Source organism: Silvimonas terrae, from assembly GCF_014202765.1.
GTDB classification, from domain to species: Bacteria; Pseudomonadota; Gammaproteobacteria; order Burkholderiales; family Chitinibacteraceae; genus Silvimonas; species Silvimonas terrae.
Map to the genome: position 1 here is coordinate 308,990 of NZ_JACHHN010000005.1, position 22,605 is coordinate 331,594.

12 protein-coding genes are annotated in these 22,605 nt (G+C 61.1%); 2 read left to right on the forward strand and 10 right to left on the reverse strand.

Annotated elements, in window-relative coordinates:
• Positions 1 to 78 precede the first annotated feature (78 nt).
• Positions 79 to 1,308 carry a phosphoglycerate dehydrogenase gene (gene serA, locus HNQ50_RS14240; RefSeq protein WP_184101846.1) on the reverse strand — a complete coding sequence of 410 codons (1,230 nt, stop codon included), beginning with the start codon at positions 1,306 to 1,308 and terminating at the stop codon, positions 79 to 81.
• A gap of 937 nt (positions 1,309 to 2,245) precedes the next feature.
• On the opposite strand from serA, the gene HNQ50_RS14245 reads away from it, so the two are divergent.
• Positions 2,246 to 10,939, forward strand: a complete 8,694-nt coding sequence (locus HNQ50_RS14245) for a glycoside hydrolase family 94 protein (RefSeq protein ID WP_221303185.1) — start codon at positions 2,246 to 2,248, stop codon at positions 10,937 to 10,939.
• 46 nt (positions 10,940 to 10,985) lie between these two features.
• Here the strand turns inward: HNQ50_RS14245 and HNQ50_RS14250 are convergent, their stop codons facing one another.
• The 3 genes from HNQ50_RS14250 to phhA all read right to left on the reverse strand — a co-directional run bounded on the left by HNQ50_RS14250 (position 10,986) and on the right by phhA (position 12,749).
• Entirely contained in the window at positions 10,986 to 11,282 is a 297-nt protein-coding gene (locus tag HNQ50_RS14250) for a GIY-YIG nuclease family protein (RefSeq protein WP_184101847.1), read from the reverse strand.
• A 269-nt stretch (positions 11,283 to 11,551) separates the two neighbouring features.
• On the reverse strand, positions 11,552 to 11,848 hold the full coding sequence (locus HNQ50_RS14255) for a 4a-hydroxytetrahydrobiopterin dehydratase (RefSeq protein ID WP_184101848.1): 297 nt from the start codon (positions 11,846 to 11,848) through the stop codon (positions 11,552 to 11,554).
• A 10-nt stretch (positions 11,849 to 11,858) separates the two neighbouring features.
• Positions 11,859 to 12,749, reverse strand: a complete 891-nt coding sequence (gene phhA, locus HNQ50_RS14260; protein ID WP_184101849.1) for a phenylalanine 4-monooxygenase — start codon at positions 12,747 to 12,749, stop codon at positions 11,859 to 11,861.
• Between the two features lie 138 nt (positions 12,750 to 12,887).
• Between phhA and HNQ50_RS14265 the strand changes: the two genes are divergently transcribed.
• Positions 12,888 to 13,364 carry an Lrp/AsnC family transcriptional regulator gene (locus tag HNQ50_RS14265; protein ID WP_184101850.1) on the forward strand — a complete coding sequence of 159 codons (477 nt, stop codon included), beginning with the start codon at positions 12,888 to 12,890 and terminating at the stop codon, positions 13,362 to 13,364.
• Positions 13,365 to 13,532: 168 nt separating this feature from the next.
• Here the strand turns inward: HNQ50_RS14265 and HNQ50_RS14270 are convergent, their stop codons facing one another.
• The 6 genes from HNQ50_RS14270 to HNQ50_RS14295 form a co-directional block, all read right to left on the reverse strand.
• Entirely contained in the window at positions 13,533 to 13,673 is a 141-nt protein-coding gene (locus HNQ50_RS14270; RefSeq protein WP_184101851.1) for a hypothetical protein, read from the reverse strand.
• 209 nt (positions 13,674 to 13,882) lie between these two features.
• Positions 13,883 to 16,927: a D-2-hydroxyglutarate dehydrogenase YdiJ gene (gene ydiJ / locus HNQ50_RS14275; protein WP_184101852.1), complete on the reverse strand. Its 3,045-nt coding sequence runs from the start codon at positions 16,925 to 16,927 to the stop codon at positions 13,883 to 13,885.
• Positions 16,928 to 17,786: 859 nt separating this feature from the next.
• Positions 17,787 to 18,830: a DUF1338 domain-containing protein gene (locus HNQ50_RS14280; protein ID WP_308419164.1), complete on the reverse strand. Its 1,044-nt coding sequence runs from the start codon at positions 18,828 to 18,830 to the stop codon at positions 17,787 to 17,789.
• Between the two features lie 20 nt (positions 18,831 to 18,850).
• Positions 18,851 to 19,879 (reverse strand): arginine N-succinyltransferase, encoded by a 1,029-nt coding sequence (gene astA, locus HNQ50_RS14285; protein WP_184101853.1) that lies wholly within the window; start codon positions 19,877 to 19,879, stop codon positions 18,851 to 18,853.
• Entirely contained in the window at positions 19,876 to 20,913 is a 1,038-nt protein-coding gene (astA, locus tag HNQ50_RS14290; RefSeq protein WP_184101854.1) for an arginine N-succinyltransferase, read from the reverse strand. Before astA (HNQ50_RS14290) ends, astA (HNQ50_RS14285) begins: the two co-directional genes overlap by 4 nt.
• Positions 20,914 to 21,179: 266 nt before the next feature.
• A complete protein-coding gene (locus HNQ50_RS14295) occupies positions 21,180 to 22,400 on the reverse strand; it encodes an aspartate aminotransferase family protein (protein ID WP_184101855.1) in 1,221 nt (406 codons plus the stop codon).
• Positions 22,401 to 22,605: the final 205 nt, after the last annotated feature.

Here is a 22,605-nt window from a genome sequence, read left to right on the forward strand (position 1 = left end):
CGGGGTTGCCGTGTCTGCAAGAAGTTGCAGGCGGTGCCACCCCGGATTCCCGCCTGCGGCTTCATCCGGGCTACGGGGTCAGAACAACAAACGCAGGCGGATGGTGCCTTCCACGCCAGAAAGCTTCTTCAGTGCGGTATCGCTGTAGTCTGAATCCACATCAATCACCACGTAACCGATCTCTGCATTGGTTTGCAGATACTGCGCGGCAATGTTGATTTGATCTGCCGACAACACGCTGTTGATGGCCGACAGCACCCCCGGAATATTGCGGTGAACATGCAGCACGCGCCGTTTGCTGGCCTGCTGCGGCAAGGCCACTTCCGGGAAATTGACGGACGACGTGGTGGTGCCGTTGTCAGAGTACTTGACCAGCTTTTCGGCCACTTCAATCCCGATATTGGCCTGGGCCTCTACCGTAGAACCGCCAATATGCGGGGTCAGGATGACGTTATCAAACTGGCGCAAGGGCGAGGCAAACTCTTCCTTGTTGTCCTTGGGCTCCACCGGGAACACATCAATGGCCGCCCCGGCCAGGTGTTTGCGCTCCAGCACTGCCGCCAGTGCATCAATATCCACCACCGTACCGCGTGCCGCATTGATCAGCACGGCGCCGGGTTTCATGGCGGCCAGTTCCGCCGGGCCGATCATGTTTTTGGTCGATGCTGTTTCCGGCACATGCAGCGTCACAATGTCGGACTGCCCCAGCAAGCTGTGCAGGTCAGCAATTTGCTGAGCGTTGCCCAGTGGCAGTTTGGATGCGGTATCAAAGAACGAGACACGCATGCCAAGGGCCTCGGCCAGAACCGACAACTGCGAGCCAATCGCCCCATAGCCAATAATGCCCAGTTGTTTGCCACGGACTTCATACGACGCACTGGCCGATTTGATCCAGCCGCCGCGGTGGCAACTGGCGTTTTTCTCCGGAATCCCGCGTAGCAGCAAGATGGCCTCGGCCAATACCAGTTCCGCTACCGAACGGGTGTTGGAATACGGCGCGTTGAACACTGCCACGCCCAGCTTTTGCGCGGCGGCCAGGTCTACCTGGTTAGTGCCGATACAAAAACACCCCACCGCGACCAGTTTTTGCGCGGCTTGCAGTACCTCTGCCGTGAGTTGCGTGCGGGAACGGATGCCGACGAAATGCGCATCGGCAATCTTTTGTTTGAGTTCATCGCCGGTCAGCGCGCCGGGTAAGGCTTCGATATTGGAATAACCCGCAGACTGGAATGCTTCGATAGCGCTGGGGTGGATGCCCTCCAGCAAGAGAATGCGGATTTTGTCTTTTTCCAGAGAGGTTTTGCTCATGAAGTCTCACCTTGTTACGGAGGATGGCAGAGCGCGCGGCTGCGCGGGATTGGGTTATGGGTGTGTCTTGTTCGATAACTGGCGGTGTCTGTGTTGCGATGTCTATGTAGGGTGGATTCGGAGCGTTAGCGACAATCCACCTTCATTGCCGTAAAACCCGAAGCTCTGTTAGCGCCTTTGGCGCGGGTCTTTTAAAAGCATTTGATACCGGCGGTGGCCGGAGCACGTCCCTTTCTTTGCGTCGCCAAAGAAAGGAACCAAAGAAAGGCGACCCCAGCCTGGCGGCCCTCCGGGCTTCCCTCAGTCGGTCGGGAGCCTTGGGTCTCCCTCCCTCCTTCGGCGCTGGGCTTTAATGGGGAGGCAAGTCAAAAGCAACCCCAACCCCAACCCCAACCTCGCAAACCGTCTGCTTGCAAGGGTGATGGGCTTAGCCCCCCAACCACCTCGTCATTCCCGCGGAGGCGGGAATCCAGCCGCCCACCAGCGGTGGGCTTTTCCTGGCAAGCCGCTTACGCTTCAAAAACCCAAAGCACCGACGTTCTTCGGCCGGGGCGCAACCTTGTGCCTCTAACTTGAAAAGTATGGGGCCGCCCGCAATCCAGACAAGCCCCACCCGACAAACAAAACATCCACCCGGCCAGCCTGACGCCAGCCGTAGGCGTCCACTGACATGCATGCCCCGCCACGCTGACAGACGGGGCAATTGAACATCTGCACACTGATGGACAGTAATGGCGCTCACAGATCAGGCGCCCGGATACCGGCTGGCGGGCTGGCATGCAGTCCTGCCGTGCCCTGGCAGGCGCTTTGCGCCAGACTGAACGTCTGACGACCGGCGTGCTGTACCGGTTTTGCCATTCGGGCAAGCATTCGATCTTTCTTCAGCACGCGCCCGCACCGTCAAGTTTGCGAGCGCACCAGCAGGGAGGCATGCACGTTGGCCACCATCGACCAGTCTTATGCCCGCCAGGCCGGGCGTCTGTGGAATAAATCCACGCTTCAAGAAGATGAAAACAACCTGCGCGGGTTTGCGGCGACAGAAGCGCCGCTGCGGGCAGAGCTCTTCAGCGCGGATCAGATGGAGCGGCATGGCCGCACGCTGGCGGCATCGCATCGCATTGGCGCGGCCTACCGCCAGGATCAGTTGATTGCCCGGCTGGCCGAGAACGAAGCCATTCTGGTGAATGCCTGCCGCGTGCTGACCAATACCAGCGGTGGCACCCGTTTGACGCCAGCGGGTGAATGGCTGCTGGATAACTTCTACCTGATTGAAGAACAGATCCGTACTGCCAAGCGGCATTTCCCCAAAGGGTACGGGCGCGGTTTGCCCAGGCTGGCCGAAGGGGAATCCGCCGGGCTGCCCCGAGTGTACGAGATTGCACTGGAAGCCATTGCCCATGGCGATGGCCGCTGGGATCTGGAAAGCCTGAGCCGCTATGTCTCGGCCTATCAGCAGGTGTCTGAGCTGACGCTGGGTGAGTTGTGGGCCATTCCGATCATGCTGCGTCTGGCGCTGATCGAAAACCTGCGCCGCGTCAGTGCCAGCATTGCCACCGACAGTGCAGACCGCAATCTGGCGGCCGACTGGGCCAGCCGCATGATCAAGGCATCAGAAGAAGACCCCAAAAGCCTGTTGTTGCTGGTGGCCGACATGGCGCGCACCGGGCCGGCGCTGGGTCATACCTTTGTGGCCGAGCTGGCACGGCGCTTGCAAGGGCAGGGCGCGGCGCTGGCGCTACCGTTGACCTGGATAGAGCAAGTGCTGGCCGAGCAAGGCCACACCATTGAACAAATGGTACTGGCCGAAAACCGCCAGCAGGCCGCCAACCAGTTATCCATCAGCAATTCCATTTCCAGCTTGCGCCTGTTGGGCGCGACCAACTGGCGGGAGTTTGTCGAAACGCTCAGCGTGGTCGAACAGATTCTGGTGTCCGACCCGGCCGGCATGTATACGCACATGGATTTCTCCACGCGTGACCAGTATCGGCACACGGTAGAGCGTACCGCCCGGCGCTCGCACATGGCGGAAAGCGCGGTGGCGCGCCAGGCCCTGGAGCTGGCGGCAGCGGCAGCCAGCAGCGGGCCGATGATCGATTCACCCATCCACACCGATCGCCAGGCGCATGTGGGGTTTTATCTGGTGGGAGATGGTCTGGTACGGCTGGAACAGGCCTGCAAGGCGCAGTTGCCATTGTGGCTCAAGTGCAAACGCGGGTTTGCCCGGGCGCCGGTGACTTGCTATCTGGGCGCGATTACCCTGGTGACACTGGGGGTGGCGCTGCCCATGTTGTACAAGGTGTGGCAGGCCGGCCTGAGCAATCCGGTGCTGTGGGTGGTGCTGACGGTCGCGCTGTTGCTGGCGGCCAGCCAGTTGGGCGTGGCGTTGATCAACCTCTTTGCCACGCACCTGGCTGTACCGCGCTTTTTGCCGCGGCTGGATTACAGCCGGGGCATTCCACCGGAATTGCGCACGCTGGTCGTGGTGCCGGGCATGCTGGGTAGCGTGTCGGGCGTTGAGCGGTTGGTGGATGACCTGGAAGTCCGTTTCCTGGGCAACCGCGATCCACACCTGCATTTTGCCCTGTTGACCGACTTTGCCGATGCGCCGGAAGAACACATGGGGGAGGACGATGCCCTTGTGACGCTGCTGACCTCCCGCATCAACGCCTTGAACAGCCAGTACCCGGCGCCGCGCGGCAACACTTTCTTTTTGTTCCACCGCCCGCGCCAGTACAACCCGGCCGAAGGCGTGTGGATGGGCTATGAGCGCAAACGCGGCAAGCTGGCGGCGCTCAATATGCTGCTGCGGGACGGCATTACCGCACCATTCTCTGTGGTGGTGGGGCAGACAGCGGTGCTCTCCAACATCAAATATGTCATTACCCTGGATACCGACACGCAACTCCCGCGTGATGCGGCGCGCCAGTTTGTCGGCACCATGGCGCACCCGCTCAATCATCCGCGTTATGACGAGCAACTGGGCCGGGTCGTGGAAGGCTATGGCATCTTGCAACCGCGCGTGGCAGAAAGCCTGCCGCCCGGTGGCCCCAGTATGTATGCCCGTTTGATCGGCAGCGAGCCGGGCATTGATCCGTATACCCGCACGGTGTCGGACGTTTACCAGGATCTGTTTGGCGAGGGCTCTTTCATTGGCAAGGGGATTTACGACGTCGCCACCTTTGAACAAGCGCTGGCCGGGCGGTTTCCGGAAAACACCGTGCTTAGTCATGACTTGCTGGAAGGCTGCTACGCCCGCTCCGGCCTGTTGAGTGATGTGGCGCTGTACGAAACCTCGCCCGATAACTACCTGACCGACATTCAACGCCGTACACGCTGGGTGCGGGGTGACTGGCAATTGTCTGGCTGGCTGTTCTTCAAGGTGAAGAACGAGCAGGGCGAGCGCGTGCCCAATCCGCTGAGCATCCTGTCGCGCTGGAAGCTCAAGGACAACCTGCGCCGTAGCCTGGTCCCGCTTTCTTTGGTCGTGCTGACCGTACTGGGGGCGACAGTGCTGCCCTTGCCGCGCCTGTGGCTGGGCACATTGCTGGCGGTGCTGTGGTTGCCGACCATTTTGTCGGCCTTGCTGGATCTGGCGCGCAAGCCGCGCGGCATTACCTGGCGGCAGCATCTATTTACCAATAGTCACATGATCTGGGTCCAGGCTACGCAACTGGGCCTGCGTCTGGCCACTTTGCCGCACGAAACCCTGATGACCACCGGTGCCATCTTGCGTACCCTGGGGCGGCAATGGATCACCCACCGGCATTTGCTGGAGTGGTCTACCTCTGAGGCCGCCCGCAGTTCCGCGCGTTATGACATCAAGACGTTTTTGCGTGCCATGTGGATTGGCCCGGCCGCCGCATTGGCCATTCTGGTGTGCGCGCCGCTGATTGATGTGACCTGGCTGGTGTTTGCCGCCATTCTGGCCGGCTTGTGGTTGTTGTCCCCGGTGCTGGCCTGGTGGATCAGCCAGCCGCCAACGGCCTTTGCCACGGAGCTGGATGTCGATCAGACCCGCCTGTTGCGCCGTACCGCGCGTAAAACCTGGCTGTTTTTTGAGACATTCGTCACCGCCCAGGAACACTGGCTGCCGCCCGACAACTTTCAGGAAGTGCCGGATGAAGGCGTGATTGCCCATCGCACCTCGCCCACCAATATTGGCCTGTCGCTGCTGGCCAACATGACAGCATATGACTTTGGCTATCTGTGCGGCGGCGCCATGCTGGAACGCACCACCAACACGCTCAATGGCATGCTCAGCCTGGAGCGCTACCGTGGCCATCTGTACAACTGGTACGACACCCGCAGCCTGCAACCGCTGGCGCCGCGTTATGTCTCGACGGTTGATAGCGGCAACCTGGCCGGGCACTTGCTGACGTTGCGCCAGGGCTTGCTGGCGCTGACCGAAGACCCGCTGATCCACCCGCAATTGTGGCGCGGGCTGGAAGATGGCGTGGCGCTGGTTGCCAGTCTGTGGCCGGTTGATCCGCCGCACGCACTGACGCAGATGCAGGCGCTCAGTAGCAGCGCGCGCAACGTGCCACCCGTGAGCCCGGCCGAAACGTATGCGGCACTCAAGACACTGGCACGAGAAGTGGATGTGTTGTGTGCGGTGCTGCCGGAGGGCGAAAACGCCTTGCGCCGTGCCGCAAGCTCATTGCAGCGGCAATGCCACACCACGCTGGGTGAGATTGAACATCTGTTGCCGTGGGCCACCTGGCCGGCCGAACAGCGTGCGCAAGTGGTGGCGCTCAACCACATGCCACTACTGCGTGACTTGCCCGGCTTTGCCGCAGTCGCCAGTGATGAATGGCACCTGCCGGCCGAGCAGGCAGAACAGATCAACGCCGCCAGCCGCCACGCCCAGGACCGGCTAGCCCTCATGAACGCCCTGGCGGTGCAAGCGCTGGAACTGGCGCAGATGGATTACGGCTTTTTGTATGATCCGTCCGTGCATTTGCTGGCGGTGGGTTACAACTGCGATGACAACCGGCGTGACAGCGGCCGCTACGACTTGCTGACCTCGGAAAACCGGTTGTGCAACTTTGTGGCGATTGCCCAGGGCCAGTTACCGCAAGAAAGCTGGTTTGCGCTGGGCCGGTTGCTGACGCTGGTCGATAACGAGCCGGTCATGGTGTCCTGGAGTGGCTCGATGTTCGAGTACCTCATGCCCATGCTGGTCATGCCGACTTACCCGGAAACCTTGCTGGATACCACCTGCCGCGCCGCCGTGCGTGCGCAGATCACCTACGGCAAGCAGGCCGATGTCCCGTGGGGGATTTCTGAATCCGGCTACAACACCACGGACGCCCACCTCAATTATCAGTACCGCGCCTTTGGTGTGCCCGGGCTGGGGCTCAAGCGCGGGCTGGTCGATGATCTGGTGATTGCGCCATATGCCACGGTGATGGCTTTGATGGTGGCCCCAACGGCCGCCTGCCAGAACCTGCAAAAGCTCTCCGGCATGGGCGCGGAAGGGGAATACGGCTATTACGAGGCCATTGATTACACGGCGGCCCGCCTGCCGCGCGGGCAGAAGCTGGCCATGGTGCGCTCCTTCATGGCCCACCACCAGGGCATGGCGTTCTTGTCGCTCTCTTACGCTTTGCTGGGTCAGCCCATGCTCAAGCGTTTTGCCGCCGATCCGCAGTGCCAGGCCACCATGCTGTTGCTGCAAGAACGCGTGCCCAAGACCGTCGCCGTGTATGCGCGCGCCGGGCAGTTTGCCAATAGCAGCGCCCAGGCCGAGGCCATTGAGGCATCCATCCGCGAGTTTGACCGGCCTGACACCCCTGCGCCAGAAGTCCAGTTGCTGTCCAACAGCCGCTATCACGTCATGGTGAATAACGCCGGCAGTGGTTACAGCCGCTGGAAAAACATGGCCGTCACGCGCTGGCAGGAAGATCCCACGCTGGATCAACTGGGCGTCTACTGCTATTTGCGTGATCTGGAAACGGGCTTGTTCTGGTCGTCTGCGGCGCGTCCATGCGGCATGCCGGGCGAGCATTTCCGCGCCATTTTCTCGGAAGCGCATGCAGAGTTTCACCGCCAGGATCAGCGTTATGACGTGAAGGGCGAGATTGTGGTCTCGCCGGAAGACGATATTGAATTGCGGCGCATGCGCATCACCAACCGCTCCCGCCGTCGCCGTGTGCTGGAAGTCACCAGCTATGCCGAAGTGGTGATCGCCCCGGTCAGTGCAGACAACGCCCATCCGGCGTTCAGCAAGTTGTTTGTCGAGAGCGAAATCCTGCCGGAACAGCAGGCGATTCTGTGCCACCGCCGTCGGCGTGAACAAAAAGAGCCACAACCGTATTTGCTGCATTTGATGGCCGTGCATGGTGCGGATGTCGATCACTTCTCGTGCGAGACCGACCGCGCGCGGTTTATTGGTCGCGGCAATACGCTGGCCTCGCCCACGGCGCTGACCGCCACCGGCAATCTCTCCAACACGCAAGGCGCCGTGCTGGACCCGATTGTCTCGGTACGGCATAACATCATTCTGGAACCAGAAGCCACCGTGACGCTCGATCTGGTGCTGGGCATGTCCGATACGCGGGATGGTGCGCTGGCACTCATTGAGAAATACCGTGACCAGCGCCTTGCGGATCGGGTGTTTGATCTGGCCTGGACGCATAACCTGGTGCTGCTGCGACAAATCAACGCCAGCGAAGCCGACGGCCAGTTGTACGGCCGTATGGCGGGCGCCATTCTCTACCCCAACGCCGCGCAACGGGCCGAAGTGGCCGTGCTGATGAGCAACCGGCGTGGTCAGTCTGGCCTGTGGGGTTACGCCATTTCTGGCGACCTGCCGATTGTGTTGTTACGCATTGCCGACCCCGGCCGCATTGACCTGGTGCGGCAAGTGGTACAGGCGCATGCCTACTGGCGGCTCAAGGGCCTGGCGGTGGACCTGGTGATCCTCAACGAAGACCACATGGGATACCGGCAATCCTTGCAGGACCAGATCATGGGGCTGATCTCGGCCGGCATCGAAGCCAGCATCAATGACAAGCCGGGCGGGATTTTTGTCCGCAATGGCGAGCAGATGTCGGTAGAAGACCGCACTTTGTTGCATACCGTGGCGCGCATCATCATTACCGACACGCGCGGCAGCCTGCAAGATCAGGTCACCCGTCGCGGCGCGCTCAGTGTGGCACCGCCGCCGCTGCCGGTGAACACCATCAGCAATAATGTGCCGCTGCCGGAAGCGCCACGCCGGGAAACCGTCAGCCTGCAGTTTCACAATGGCACGGGCGGTTTTTCGGCAGATGGCCGCGAATACGTCATCAGTACCCGTGATCACCAGCGCACGCCGGTACCGTGGTCCAACATGCTGGCGAACAGCGATTTTGGCACGATGATTTCTGAAAGCGGCATGGCGTATACCTGGCGCGGCAACGCGCATGAGTTCCGCCTGACGCCGTGGTACAACGACCCGGTGCAGGATACCGGCGGTGAAATCATCTACCTGCGGGATGAAGAAACCGGCAAGTACTGGTCGCCCACGCCGCTGCCCGCGCGTGGCACGGGTGAGTACATCACCCGCCACGGCTTTGGTTACAGCGTGTTTGAGCACGAAGAAAACGGGATTCGCACCGAATTGTGGGTCTATGTGGCACTGGACGCCCCGGTGAAGTTCTCTCGCCTCAAGATCAAGAATGTCTCTGGCCGCACCCGCAAACTGACCGCCACCGGATATGTGGAATGGACCCTGGGCGAGTTGCGCGCCAAGACCGCGCCGTTTGTGGTGACAGAAGTCTCTGCCACCAATGGCGCGCTCTACGCCCGCAACAGCTACACCGCCAGCGCGGGCACGCAGGTGGCGTTTTTTGATGTGGATGATCCCCTGCGGGAGATCACCGCAGATCGGCGCGAGTTTATCGGCCGGGGCGGCACGCATGCCCGGCCGGCGGCCATGGAGCGCACGCGTCTGTCTGGCCGCGTGGGGGCCGCGCTGGACCCCTGCGGCGCGATCCAGGTGCCTTTTGCGCTGGTCGATGGTCAGGAGCGGGAGATCACCTTCCGCCTGGGTGCGGGCCAGGACATGACGGAGGCCGACTCTCTGGTGCCCCGTCTGCGCGGAGCGGGCACCGCCACCGAGGCGCTGGAACATGTTCGCCAATACTGGCAACGCATGCTGGACACCGTACAAGTGCAGACCCCGGACCCGGCCATCAATGTGCTCGCCAATGGCTGGTTGGTATACCAGGTCCTGGCCTGCCGCCTGTGGGGCCGCAGCGGGTATTACCAGTCTGGCGGCGCCTATGGTTACCGCGATCAGATTCAGGACACCATGGCGCTGGTCCACGCCGAACCCGTGCGCATGCGGGAGCACCTGCTGCTGTGCGCCAGCCGCCAGTTTATGGATGGCGACGTGCAGCACTGGTGGCACCCGCCCACCGGCGCGGGTGTGCGCACCCGTTGCTCGGACGATTATCTGTGGCTGCCGATGGCGATCTGCCGCTATGTCGAAACCACCGGCGATACGGCCATTCTGGACGAAACCGTACCGTATCTCACCGGCCGGCCACTCAATCCGGATGAGGAAAACTGGTACGACCTGCCCGGCGTGACCGATGTCCGCGAGCCGCTATACCAGCACGGCATGCGTGCGCTGTTGCACGGCCTGCGCTACGGCCCGCACGATCTTCCGCTGATGGGTTCAGGCGACTGGAACGACGGCATGAACCTGGTGGGCGAACACGGCGTGGGCGAGAGCGTCTGGCTGGGCTTCTTCCTGTACGAGGTGCTCCAGCAATACGGCAAGCTGGCCCGGCAGCATGGTGACGTGGCCTTTGCCGAGCGCTGCGCCCAGGAGGCCGCGCAACTGCAACGTTCGCTGGAAACCCATGCCTGGGATGGTGAGTGGTACAAGCGGGCCTGGTTTGACGATGGCACGCCGCTGGGTACCTCCACCAATACCGAATGCCGCATCGACTCTATTGCGCAAAGCTGGTCGGTACTGTCTGGCGCGGGCGATCCGGAACGCGCCCACCGCGCCATGCAATCGCTCAACCAACATCTGGTACGGCGTGAAGACAAGCTGATCCAGTTGCTGGAGCCGCCGTTCGACAAGGGCCATCTGGAACCGGGCTATATCAAGGGTTACGTGCCGGGCGTGCGGGAGAACGGGGGGCAGTACACCCACGCCGCCGTCTGGGCGACCATGGCATTTGCCCACATGGGCGACAGCAAAAACGCCTGGGAACTGATGAACCTGATCAACCCGGTCAACCACGCGCGGGATGCGGCCGAAGTCGCGCAGTACAAAGTGGAACCGTATGTCGCCGCCGCCGATGTGTACGGCGTTGCCCCGCATACCGGCCGTGGCGGCTGGACCTGGTATACCGGGTCGGCGGGCTGGATGTACCGGCTGATCGTGGAATCACTGCTGGGCGTTCACCGCGAAGCCGACACCCTGCGCCTGACCCCGTTGCTACCGCCAGACTGGCCGGGATTTGAACTGACCTACCGCTTTGGTCAGAGCACCTGGCGCATTCACATCCGCCGCAGTGACCTGGCGCAAGCCCGGCTGACGGTGGATGGAGAGGAGCAGCAAGGGACGGTGTTGCAATTGAAGGATGACCACGCGGAGCATTGGGTGGAGTTGCAGTTGAGTGAGGCGTGAGGCGTGGGAGACTGGCATACCCTTTGCCAGCATCACGCCAACAAACCTACCCAAGGATGTCCGGCCACAAATCACGCCAGTCCGGGTTGGTGGACTCAATCAATTCCAGCTTCCAGGCGCGCCGCCACCATTTGAGTGTTTTCTCTCGGGCGATGGCGCTTTCCATGGTGGCGTGCATTTCATACCAGACCAGTGTTTTGACTTGATACCGGTGAGAGAAGCCGGCTGATGGTGATGCTTTATGTTGCCAGACGCGCTGGATCAGGTTGGATGTGACCCCTATATAGAGCGTGCCATTGCGGGCGCTGGCAAGGATATAGACGGCGGGCTGTCTGGCGGGCATTGCGGCTGGATTCCGGCGTTCGCCGGAATGACGAGTCAGGGGAGGGCTTGATCGTCGCAGCAATGACCAGCAGAAGTGAAGATAAACGCCGGTAGATTTGATGCAGGTTCAATTGTTGCAGGCAAAGGCTGACTAATTCGTGGTAAAGGCGGCGAGGCGGCGCTTCAAAGCCCGGCATCCCGCTACATCGTCATTCCGGCGAACGCCGGAATCCAGTGTGGCCACCGCAGGTGGCCTTACCGGACTACCGCCAGCAGTGCTTCGCCCCCTCACTGCCCCGCCAGTTCATCCATAAACCGCGCCATCTCAATATCCAGCGCCGACACCCCCTTGGCATCATGCGTGGTCAGGATGACTTCCACCCGGTTGTAGACGTTGAACCATTCCGGGTGGTGGTTCATTTGCTCTGCCTTGAGCGCCACGCGGCTCATGAAACCAAACGCGGCGTTGAAGTCCTTGAACTTGAAGTTGCGGCAGATAGCGTCCCGGTCTGGCACGCTTTGCCAGCCCGGCAGGCTTTGCAGCAGCGCGGTGCGTTCGGTTTCGGGGATTTTATGGGCGGTCATCGGGGGCTCCTCAGGCATCTTCGGTGTCTGGCCAGCCTTCCTGTGTGCCCTGATGCAGCACCTTGTCGCCGGGCAGGATATCCCCGGCGGGGATGTCTGGTCGGTCGGCAATGGCCGCGTAGAGCGGCGCAAAATCAGGTTCGGTGGCCTTGAACAGTTGCTCGAAACTGTCGATCACAAAATACGTTTTCTGGAACGAGTCATAGCGATAGCGGGTCTTCATGATCCGCATCAGATCAAACCCCAGCCGGTTGGGGCTGTCGCTTTCCAGACTGTAGTGGGACTCTGAACTGGAAGATAAAATCCCGGCGCCATAAATCCGCAGCCCTTTGGGGGTGTTGATCAGGCCGAATTCCACGGTAAACCAGTATAGCCGCGCCAGCATGTCCAGCCCGCCCAGGCTGTCAGCTTTGACACCGCCTTTGCCGTAGGCCTGTACATAATCGGCAAACACCGGGTTCATCAACAGCGGCACGTGACCGAACAGATCGTGAAAGATATCCGGCTCTGGCAGGTAATCCAGGCTGTCCGGTTCACGTATCCACCAGGTCACCGGAAAACGCCGGTGCGCCAGGTGTTCAAAGAACACATCCCCCGGAATCAGCCCGGGTACGGCGACCAGTTGCCAGCCGGTGGCGGCCATCAGGTGGCGATTGAGTTCGGCAAAGTCCGGAATGCGTTGCGGGCTGACTTCCAGTGCGGCAATGCCGTCCAGGTATTCATCACAGGCGCGGCCAGGCAACAGCGCCACCTGGCGCGCGTACAGCGTCGCCCACGTGGCGTGATCTGCTGCGGTGTAGCGGTCCAGCGGTTGGGGCATGGTGTAGTCGGTGTCGTGACTGAGCCCCGCGTTCTTGCGGACGGTGATGTCAGGCACGACAAATTCTTCAGCCTGGTTCATGGTGTTGTTCCTGTTTGCGCCATGTACACAGTCTACGGTGGAGTACACGCGCAATTTGCGCAAAATAGCCCCGTTTTTTCTCCACCTATGCGTGAAACATGCAATGATTGATCTATCCATGCATGGAATACGCACAAAATGCTCGACAAGTTTGACTATCAGATTCTGGAGCAGCTCCAGAAAGACGCCCGCGCCTCGCACCAGCAACTGAGCCAGCATGTGCCCTTGTCACCCTCGCAGATTGGCCGGCGTATCCAGCGCATGGAAGAATCTGGCGTGGTACGCGGCTACCGCGTGACGCTGGACCCGGAACTCTTGGGGCTATCAGTCCAGGCGTTTGTCAGCGTGATTCTGGAACGCCACGGTGAAGTGGCGATCCGCGAATTTGCTGCCGCCGTGCAGGCGATGCCGGAAGTGCTGGAAGGCTTTGGGATTACCGGCGACGCGGATTACTTGCTGCGGGTGATCGTGCCGGACCTGCCGGCGTTGTCGCGCTTTGTGATGCACAAACTCACCAGTTTGCCAGGGGTGCGCAGCGTGAAATCCAGCGTGGCGCTGGCGCCGGTGAAGCACACGGCGTCACTGCCATTGCCGATGCCGGTGGGGAAGGGGTGAGCACAGAGTGTGGGAAGGCATGCATCCCACTGGTTCGTCATTCCTGCGAAGGCAGCAAGTAGCAAGTAGCCCGGATGAAGCGCAGCGAGAATCCGGGGCAACAAAGTGAAGAGGTTCTTGTAAACGGCAGCCATCCCGGATTCCCGGCCCGATGGGCCTTCATCCGGGCTACGTCTGGATTTGCACTGCCTGCAACAGCGCCTGCACCGGGCGCCGCAAGTTAACCGCATCCACCAGCAAGTAGCCCGGATGAAGCGCAGCGAGAATCCGGGGCAACACAGTGAAGAGGTTCTCGTAAACGGCAGCCATCCCGGATTCCCGGTCCGATGGGCCTTCATCCGGGCTACGTCTGGATTTGCACTGCCTGTAACAGCGCCTGTATCGGGCGCCGCAAGTTAACCGCATCCACCAGCAAGTAGCCCGGATGAAGCGCAGCGAGAATCCGGGGCAACACAGTGAAGAGGTTCTTGTAAAGGGCCGCCATCCCGGATTCCCGGCCCGATGGGCCTTCATCCGGGCTACGTCTGGATTTGCACTGCCTGCAACAGCGCCTGCACCGGGTGCCGCAAGTTAACCCCATCCACCAGCCGCGTCTGGCAGCGGCAGGAATACCCCGTTGCCAGCAAATCATGCCCATCGCCATGGGTGGCAATCACAGGCGCCCAGCTCAGGCTGTAAATGTGTTCGGACATGGCCCGATTGGATGCCTCGTGCCCGTAGGTGCCGGCCATGCCGCAGCAGCCAGTGGCTTGTGTTGTGAGGGTGATGCCAAAGTGGCGGAACAGCTTTTGCCAGTCGCCCGGTGCGGCTGGCGCGCTGGTTTTTTCTGTACAGTGAGACAGCAGCGTTAGCGCGTTCCCGCTGGCGCTGCGTGCTGGCCAGCGGTCCAGTTGTCTGGCTAGCCATTCCTGCATCAACAATACGGACGGCGCGGCATCTTTGCCCAGTGTTTTGACGTACTCCGCGCGGTAAGCCAGCGTCATGGAGGGCTCCAGCCCGATCAAGGCAATGCCGGATGCGGCCAGCGCGCGCAGGTGCTCGGCATTTTTGTGGGCGACGCGGTCAAAGCGGCCCAGAAAACCATGCACGTGCAACGGTTTGCCATTGGGGACAAACGGCGCCAGCAACGGTGTGAAGCCCAGGGCGCGCAGCAGTTCAAAGGTATCCAGCAACAAGCCCGTTTCCAGGTAACTGGTGAACGCATCCTGCACCACAATCACGGTCTTGCTGCGGGTGGATTCGTCCAGGGTTTGCAGCAGCGCTGGCGTGGCCAGTTTGAAGCCACGCGCGGTCAGCGCCGCGACGGGGTGCGTGCCAGACAGCAAGGGGCTGTGCACCAGATTCAACTTCGCCAGCACGGCCTGGACCGGCGTGCTGCCGAGCACGGCGTTGTACAACGCGGGCCAGCGGGCGAACAGGGGCAGGGTGCTTTCCATGCTCCCGACCAGATAATCCTTGAACGGGCGCACATAACGGCCGTAATACAGTTCCATGAATCTGGCGCGGAACTCCGGGACATCGACCTTCACCGGGCATTGCGCCACACAGGATTTGCACGCCAGACAACCTTGCATGGCTTCCATGACTTCGTGGCTGAAATCGGCCTCGCCGCGCCGGCGGCCCAGTGTGTTACCCAGGCGTGCCGGCAGCATCAGCCAGCCATTGCGCTGGCGCAGGTGGGTGCTTTCAGCCACCGGGTCTACACCGGCCAGTGTCATTTGCCGTAACCATTCGCGCATCAGGGAGGCGCGGCCCTTGGGCGAATGGCGCCGCTCCCGCGTGCCTTTCCAGGAGGGGCACATGGCGTCGTCGGGGTCAAAGTTGTAGCACGCGCCGTTGCCGTTGCAATGCATGGCCTCGGCATAACGTTCGCGCACCACAATGGGAATCGTCCGGTCATGCTGGCCGCGTGTGGGCACGGCATCAATCTTGAGCAAGCCATCTGCCAGGGGCGATGCAATCTTGCCAGGGTTCAGCTGGTTGTGGGGGTCAAACGTCGCTTTGATCTTTTGCAGTGTGGGGTAGAGCGGGCCGAAGAAATGCGGCGCGTATTCAGAACGTACGCCCTTGCCGTGCTCGCCCCACAACAGGCCGTGGTACTTCTGCGTCAGCGCCACCACGGCATCGCTGATGGTGCGGATACGCTGTTCGTCAGCCGGGTCTTTCATATCCAGCGCCGGGCGCACGTGCAGCACGCCGGCATCCACATGCCCGAACATGCCATACGCCACACCGTGACTGTCGAGCAGCGCGCGGAACTCGGCAATGTAATCGGCCAGGTGTTCCGGCGGCACGGCGGTGTCTTCGACAAACGGGATCGGCCGCCGCTCGCCCTGCATATTGGCCAGCAAACCCACCGACTTCTTGCGCATATTCCACAATCGGCCTACGGCCGCTTCACCACGCGCCACAGTGTAGCCGCTGCGGCCGTGTGCCTGGCCCTGGTCATCCAGAATGCCGACGACTTCGGCCAGTTTGTTTTCCAGTGCGGCCTCGTCATCCGCAATGAATTCGACCAGATTGATGCCCAACGCCGCCGGGCCATCGTCATCCGGGAAGAACTCGGCCACACCGTGCCAGATGATGTCCTGCCGCGCCAGTCCCAGCACTTTGCTATCCACGGTTTCAATCGATGCGGCCTGCAAGGCCATCAGTGCTGGCGCATCGCGCAGGGCGGCATCAAACGTGGTGTAGCGCACGTTCACCAGCGCGCTGAATCTGGGGATGGGCAAAACGTTAAGTTTGACCTCCGTGACAAGGCCCAGGGTGCCTTCGGCACCGCACAGAATGGCGTTCAGATCGAACAAGCCATCTGCATTGCGGATATGCGCCAGGTCATACCCGGTAAGGCAACGGTTCAGTTTAGGGAAACGTGCCGCAATCAGATCGGCCTGATCCCGTGCTATGCCATCCAGCAAACGGTGGATTTCTCCGACCAGATCATTGCGCTGCTGGATGCCGATAAGGTCATCGGCCGGAAGGGGTTCTGAATGCCAGTGCGTGCCATCCAGCAACACGGTATCGAGTGCCAGCACGTGATCACGCGTTTTGCCATACAGACAAGAGCCCTGGCCGCTGGCATCGGTATTGACCATGCCGCCAATGGTGGCGCGGTTGGACGTAGACAACTCCGGCGCAAAAAACAGGCCATACGGCTTGAGCGTCGCGTTGAGCTGATCCTTGACCACCCCGGCCTCAACCCGCGCCCAGCGTTCTTCCGGATTGATTTCCAGAATGCGGTTCATATGGCGCGACAAATCCACCACGACACCCTGGGTCAGCGATTGTCCATTGGTGCCCGTACCGCCACCGCGCGGGCTGATCACCAGATGCCGGAAGCGTTCCTCCCGCAATACTTTGACGAGGCGGATGATGTCGTCGGCGTGCTTTGGCGTGACCACGACTTGTGGCCAGATCTGGTAGATGGAGTTGTCGGTGGCTGCAACGGTGCGGTCGGCATAGCTGGCCGAGAGCTCGCCCTCGAACCCGCGGGTGCGTAGCTCGGTGATGAAATCGAGGTAGAGCGGGTTGGCGACGGGGCGTTCTGCAAGGCGCGGGATCATGGTTTTTGCTGCGCTGAAGGGGTGTGGTTGATTGAATACTAAAACAGGGTGGCTGTGTGTTGGAAAGTTCTGCTTCGTGGTTTGGATGGGGCCGCCAGGTATGAACCCCGGGTTGCCTGCCTGGCCCCATTTGGTTGTGGATTGTTAGCGCCTTGCGGCGCGGTGGTTTTGATACCGGCGGTGGCCGGAGCATGTTACTTTCTTTGCTTCGCCACCTCGGCGGCCCCCTTGGGCCGGAATCCAGCCCGCAGCCCAACGGGCTGCTTGCGGTGGATTGTCGCTTTGCTCCGAATCCACCCTACGGATTTGGTATCCCGACGATTTGCGGCACGGTAGCCGGGATTGCCGCTTTTTTGGGCGGGCTGTCGGAGGGAGGCTTCATTGCACTTGCCAGCAAGGGCCACCTGCGGTGGCCGTGCTGGATTCCGGCTCAAGGCCGGAATGACGAGGTAGTGGAGTGCGTGTTGAATTGGCTGTTGCTGTTGCTGTTGCTGTTGCTGTTGGTGTTGCCTTTGACTTTCCTCCCCCATCAAAGCCCAGCGCCGAAGGAGTGGAGGGAGACCCAAGGCTCCCGACCGACTGAGGGAAGCCCGGAGGGCCGCCACCCCGCTGCAACTGCCATCCGGTACGCCAGTGGCTTTGTGGGGGTACCCACCAAGGGGCAGGCTGGGGTCGCCTTTCTTTGCCTACTTTCTTTGGCGAAGCAAAGAAAGTAGGGTGCTCCGGCCACCGCCGGTATCAAATGCTTTTCAAGCCTGCGCCATAGGCGCTAACAGAGGTTCGGGTTTTACGGCAATGAAGGTGGATTGTCGCTACGCTCCGAATCCACCCTACGCAGGTATCCCCCCATAAAAAGCAATCACCCTGGCGCCTGCGCCGCAGTCATCTTGAAAATCCCCTGCGCATTGCCGCTATCAAACCGCAAATCCAGATGCCTCGTACCACCTTCCCCCGTCAGCCAGTCCCGTGAGATGAACTCATAAAACGACCCTGGCACCACTTTCTTCACCACGCTCCCATCGGCCGCCTTGAACGCACGCTCCACCATCGCCGCCTTGAATGCGGTCTGGCGCACGGAGCCGGCGCTGGAAATTTCCACCTTGTCCTTGATCGGCGCGCCTTGTGCGCGCAGTTGTTCCGCCAGCGCAATCACGTCTGGAACCCGGTCGGTGGCGTGGTTAAAGCTGTTGCCTTCGGTGGCAATCCACGCCATTTCGGCGGATTCGGCCAGCAGGGTTTCGTAGGCGGCCAGCGGCGGGGTGTCGTGCTGGACGGCAAAACAGGCCACCAGGGCGGGCAGCAGTTTGAAGGCTTCATTCAGCGGTAGCGCACGTTGGGCGGCCAGTCTGGCCAACAGTGCCTGATGTTCGTCATCAAGCGGATCACGGCTGCTGCTGACCACGGCGTCTACCGCCTTGGCAAATGCCGGGGAGAACTGGTCGACATGCAGTTCAGAGACAAAAAACTGGGCGACGGTTTCCGGCGCGTCTTGATGACAGTAAGCGCGACCGGTCATTTTCAGGCGGGCCAGCGGGTAGACGGCGGCGACGGCAAAACCCAATGGTTCAAGGATGCGTTTGAAGGCGGCTTCACCCTGGGGCAAAGCGCCGGTGTCGGCGGCGGTGACGGTGCGCAGCGCGCCATGATCAAACACGACCTTCTCGCCCGCGGCCAGTTTGGCGTTCACATAGCGTTTGCCTTCCGGCACCGCGTCCAGGTTTTTGGCGAACAGTTGCATGTTCATGGCCTGGGCGATCAGCACACGCGGCACGCTGGCGACCGGGGCGGTCAACAAGGCGTCGTCGACATGGATCATGTCGAACAGCGTTTGCGTGGCGGGGGTGCCAATGGTGGCGTCCAGTAATTGCCATAGCTGGCTGTGGCGGGGATCGAGTGCGGTCACGGAGTGGTCATCCTTGTCAGTTAGCGCGGCGCCGGGTTCAGCGTCATGGCCCGTACGGTGCTACCGGCTGTGACATGCAGCGCGGCGGCTTGTTCGGGCGTCAGGGGCAGCACGCCGTTGTGCGGCACGCTGCGGGTGAGCATCACGCGAAAATCCGCTAGCTCACTGTTGGCGACAATCCAGCGGGTGTCGGATGTCGCTGGGGAATCAGCAATCTCGATGGTATACAGCGCGCTGTCATGCATGACGCGCAGGCTGTCGATGCGCGCTTCCAGCACCGGGCCGCCTTCAAAGATGTCGATATGTTGTTCGGCGCGCAGGCCTTCACTTTCCAGCAGGCGGCGAGCCGGTTCGGTGTCGATATGCGTTTTGCCGATACAGGCGCGGGCGTCTTCCGGCAGAAAATCCACGTATACGGGGTAACGTGGCATCAACTCGGCAAGGAAGGACTTTTTACCCTGCGCCACCAATTGATCGGCTTCGTTGAAACCGATGCGGTAAAAATGGGCACCCAAAGCACGCCAGAACGGGGATTCGCCGTGCTCGTCAAAATGCCCGCGCATTTCGGCGCAGAGGTGTTCAGAGAAGCGCTCCGGAAACTGTGCGATGAACATGAAGCGGGATTTGGACAACAGCGCGCCGTTGCCATTGACGCGCCAGTCCGGGCTAAGAAACAGCGTGCACAGTTCGGAATAACCGGTCAGCCCGTGCGACATATGGAGTTTATCCATGCGCGTATACAGGCCCATTTCACGGCTGGCATGCACAAAGGTGTCCATGCGATAGGTGTAAAAGGGTTGCTCCAGGCCGACGGCGACTTCCAGCCCGCACACGCCGACGGCTGCGCCGGTGGTGGTGTCTTCCATCATGAACAGGTAGCCCTGTTCGGCCAGCGACGCCAGGCCATCCACCGTGTGCTGTACGCGCTCTAGCCGGGCGCCCTGGACTTCCCGGTCAGGCTTGAGCGTGGTCATGCCGGGGCCGGCTTTGTGGGCCAGGTCTATCAGCGCATCCAGATCGGCCGGGGTGCAAATACGCATCACGATCATGCTGGCAACCCTCCTACCGGGGCGCAGCGCACCAGGTCGCCCTCCTGGATATCCAGCAGGTCGAACACCTCAGGCGGCAGGGTGAGCGTGGCGGGTGGCGTCTCCGGCAACATCACCACCACGCAGCGGAAATCCGTGGTGTAGAGGTTGCTGACCAGCCACGGCATGTTGCCGCCTTCCAGCTTGCCGCGCGTGGCATGACGCACGCTGCCCAGGCGTACGGACTGACAGACATCCAGGACGCCGGTCAGTACCGGGCCAGCATCGAAGATGTCGACAAACTTGTCGGGCTCCAGCCCTTCGGCCAGGTGGCATTCGTAATTGGGCAGGGCGTCGGTATGCGGCTCGCCCATCACGCGCTGGGCGTCTTCTGAGAGGAGTGGCACGTAGAGCGGATCGACCGGCATCATCTCGGCAATAAAGGTCCGGCTGCGCCCGCCGGATTCGATTTCCATCTGTTTGAAATCACGCTTGAAGAACTTGTAGCCCACGCCTTCCCAGAACGGCGAATGGCCTTGGGCGTCGGTGATGCCGGGCAGCACGGCGAAGATTTCATGGGTGAAGCGTTCACGGTGCTGGGCCGCAAACAGAATGCGTGCGCGTGACAACAAGTGCGCTGCCAGTGCGCTGTGTCGTTGCGTGGCGTGATCGACGTAAAAACCGGTCAGGCGGGTGCGGCCGGTCATCTCGTGCGAGAGCACCAGCGCATGCACCCGGTGATTGACCTTGAGCGCGCGCGAGGCATGCACGACCACTTCGTTGCGGAACACATAAAAGGGTTCAGAGAACCCCGCCATGGCGACAATGCTGGCCGTACCGTGCAAGCGCCCGGTCACCGAGTCTTCCAGCACAAACAGATAGGTTTCTTCGCCAGGGTATTCGATCTCGCTTTCCAGCGAGTCGGTAGAGTGCTGCACATGCTGCGCCAGCCGTTGATGATCAGGCGGCAAGGAATGCAGCACCGGGCCGGTTTCGCGCGCCATGCGCTCCAGCTCTTCCAGGTCTGACGGTTTGCCGGGGCGGACGAACAGCATCTCGAGCGGCTCCAGTGAGGGCGGCGAAGAAAAGCCCTCTGGCTGCGTTGCGCTCACTGGCCGTACCTGTATGTACTGTCTGCGTTCGCGCGCCTTGCCAGAGAACTTTTCTTCACCGCCCAAAGTTGTGGGTTTTTTTATGTAATTTGAATTGTAGTCGGCGATAGCACGCCGGGCGCAAGGCAAACCGCGCGACGGTGGTCGCGTCGCGCGGTGTTGAAACCCGGCGCGGATAGCACCGGGTTTGCCATCTCAATGCGTGCGCATCAGGCGGTTTGCGTCACTTGCGCGGCAACCTCTGCCACGGCCAGCTCGAACCGCCTGAGGCCTTCGTTCAGGTCTTCGACCGGAATCACCAGCGACGGTGCAAAGCGCACCACGTTGGTCCCGGCCACCAAGGTCACCAGGCCGTGTCTGGCCGCTGCGTTCAGCACATCCTTGGCTTTGCCGTGCAGCGCGGGGATCAGTTCTGCGCCAATCAACAGGCCTTGACCACGAATCTCGGTGAACACCTTGTGCTTGTGGTTGATGGCCTTGAGCCCATCCACCAGCCAGTGGTGGCGTTGTTTGACGCCAGCCAGCGTGTCCGGGTGGCTGACAATCTCGATCACCTTGTCGGCCACGGCGCAGACCAGCGGGTTGCCGCCATAGGTAGAACCATGGGTGCCGACGACGAAGGTCGCGGCGATCTCTTTGGTGGTCAGCATGGCGCCAATCGGCAGGCCATTACCCAGCGCTTTGGCGCTGGTCAGAATATCTGGCGTGACGCCGTATTCCATATAGCTGAACAGCGAGCCGGAGCGGCCGACGCCAATCTGCACTTCATCAAAAATCAGCAGCGCGCCGTGCTTGTCGCACAGGTCACGCAGTTTTTGCAGATACGCTTTGGTCGCCGGCGTAATACCGCCTTCGCCTTGCACCGGCTCCACGATCACCGCTGCCGTGCCCCAGTGAATGGTGGCTTCTGCGGCGGCAATATCGTTGAACTGGATGTGCGCCAGGTTGCCTGGCAGCGGGCCAAAGCCTTCGGTGTACTTGGGCTGCCCGCCGACTGACACGGTAAACAGCGTGCGTCCGTGGAATGACTGCTTGCAGGACACAATCTGCGTTTTTTCCGGGTTGCGATCCACCGCGTATTTGCGCGCCAGCTTGAGCGCTGCTTCATTGGCTTCTGCGCCGGAATTACAAAAGAACACGCGTTCGGCAAAGGTGTTTTCGGTCAAGCGACGCGCCAGACGCAGCGCGGGCTCGTTGGTATGCGTATTCGACAGATGCCACAAGCGATCGGCTTGCTCATGCAGCACAGCGGTTAGTTCCGGATGACGGTGACCCAGGCTGGTGACGGCAATGCCACAGGCAAAATCAATGTATTGCTTGCCCTCCTGATCCGTCAGCCGCGACCCCAGACCGGATACCGGAATGAACGCAGCCGGTGCGTAATTGGGCACCATCACTTCATCAAAGGTTTTACGGGTAACGGCAGACATGAAACGGCTCCGGCTTCAGAACGGGATAAAGGAGCGCTCATTGTAGGGCGGGCTCAAAAACGGCAATTGCGTGAGAACGACAGGCATCTGCGTGTTTGAGACAGATCAAAGAGTGAGGAGTGAGGAGTGAGGAGTGAGGAGTGAGGAGTGAGGAGTGAGGAGTGAGGAGTGAGGAGTGAGGAGTGAGGAGTGAGGAGTGAGGAGT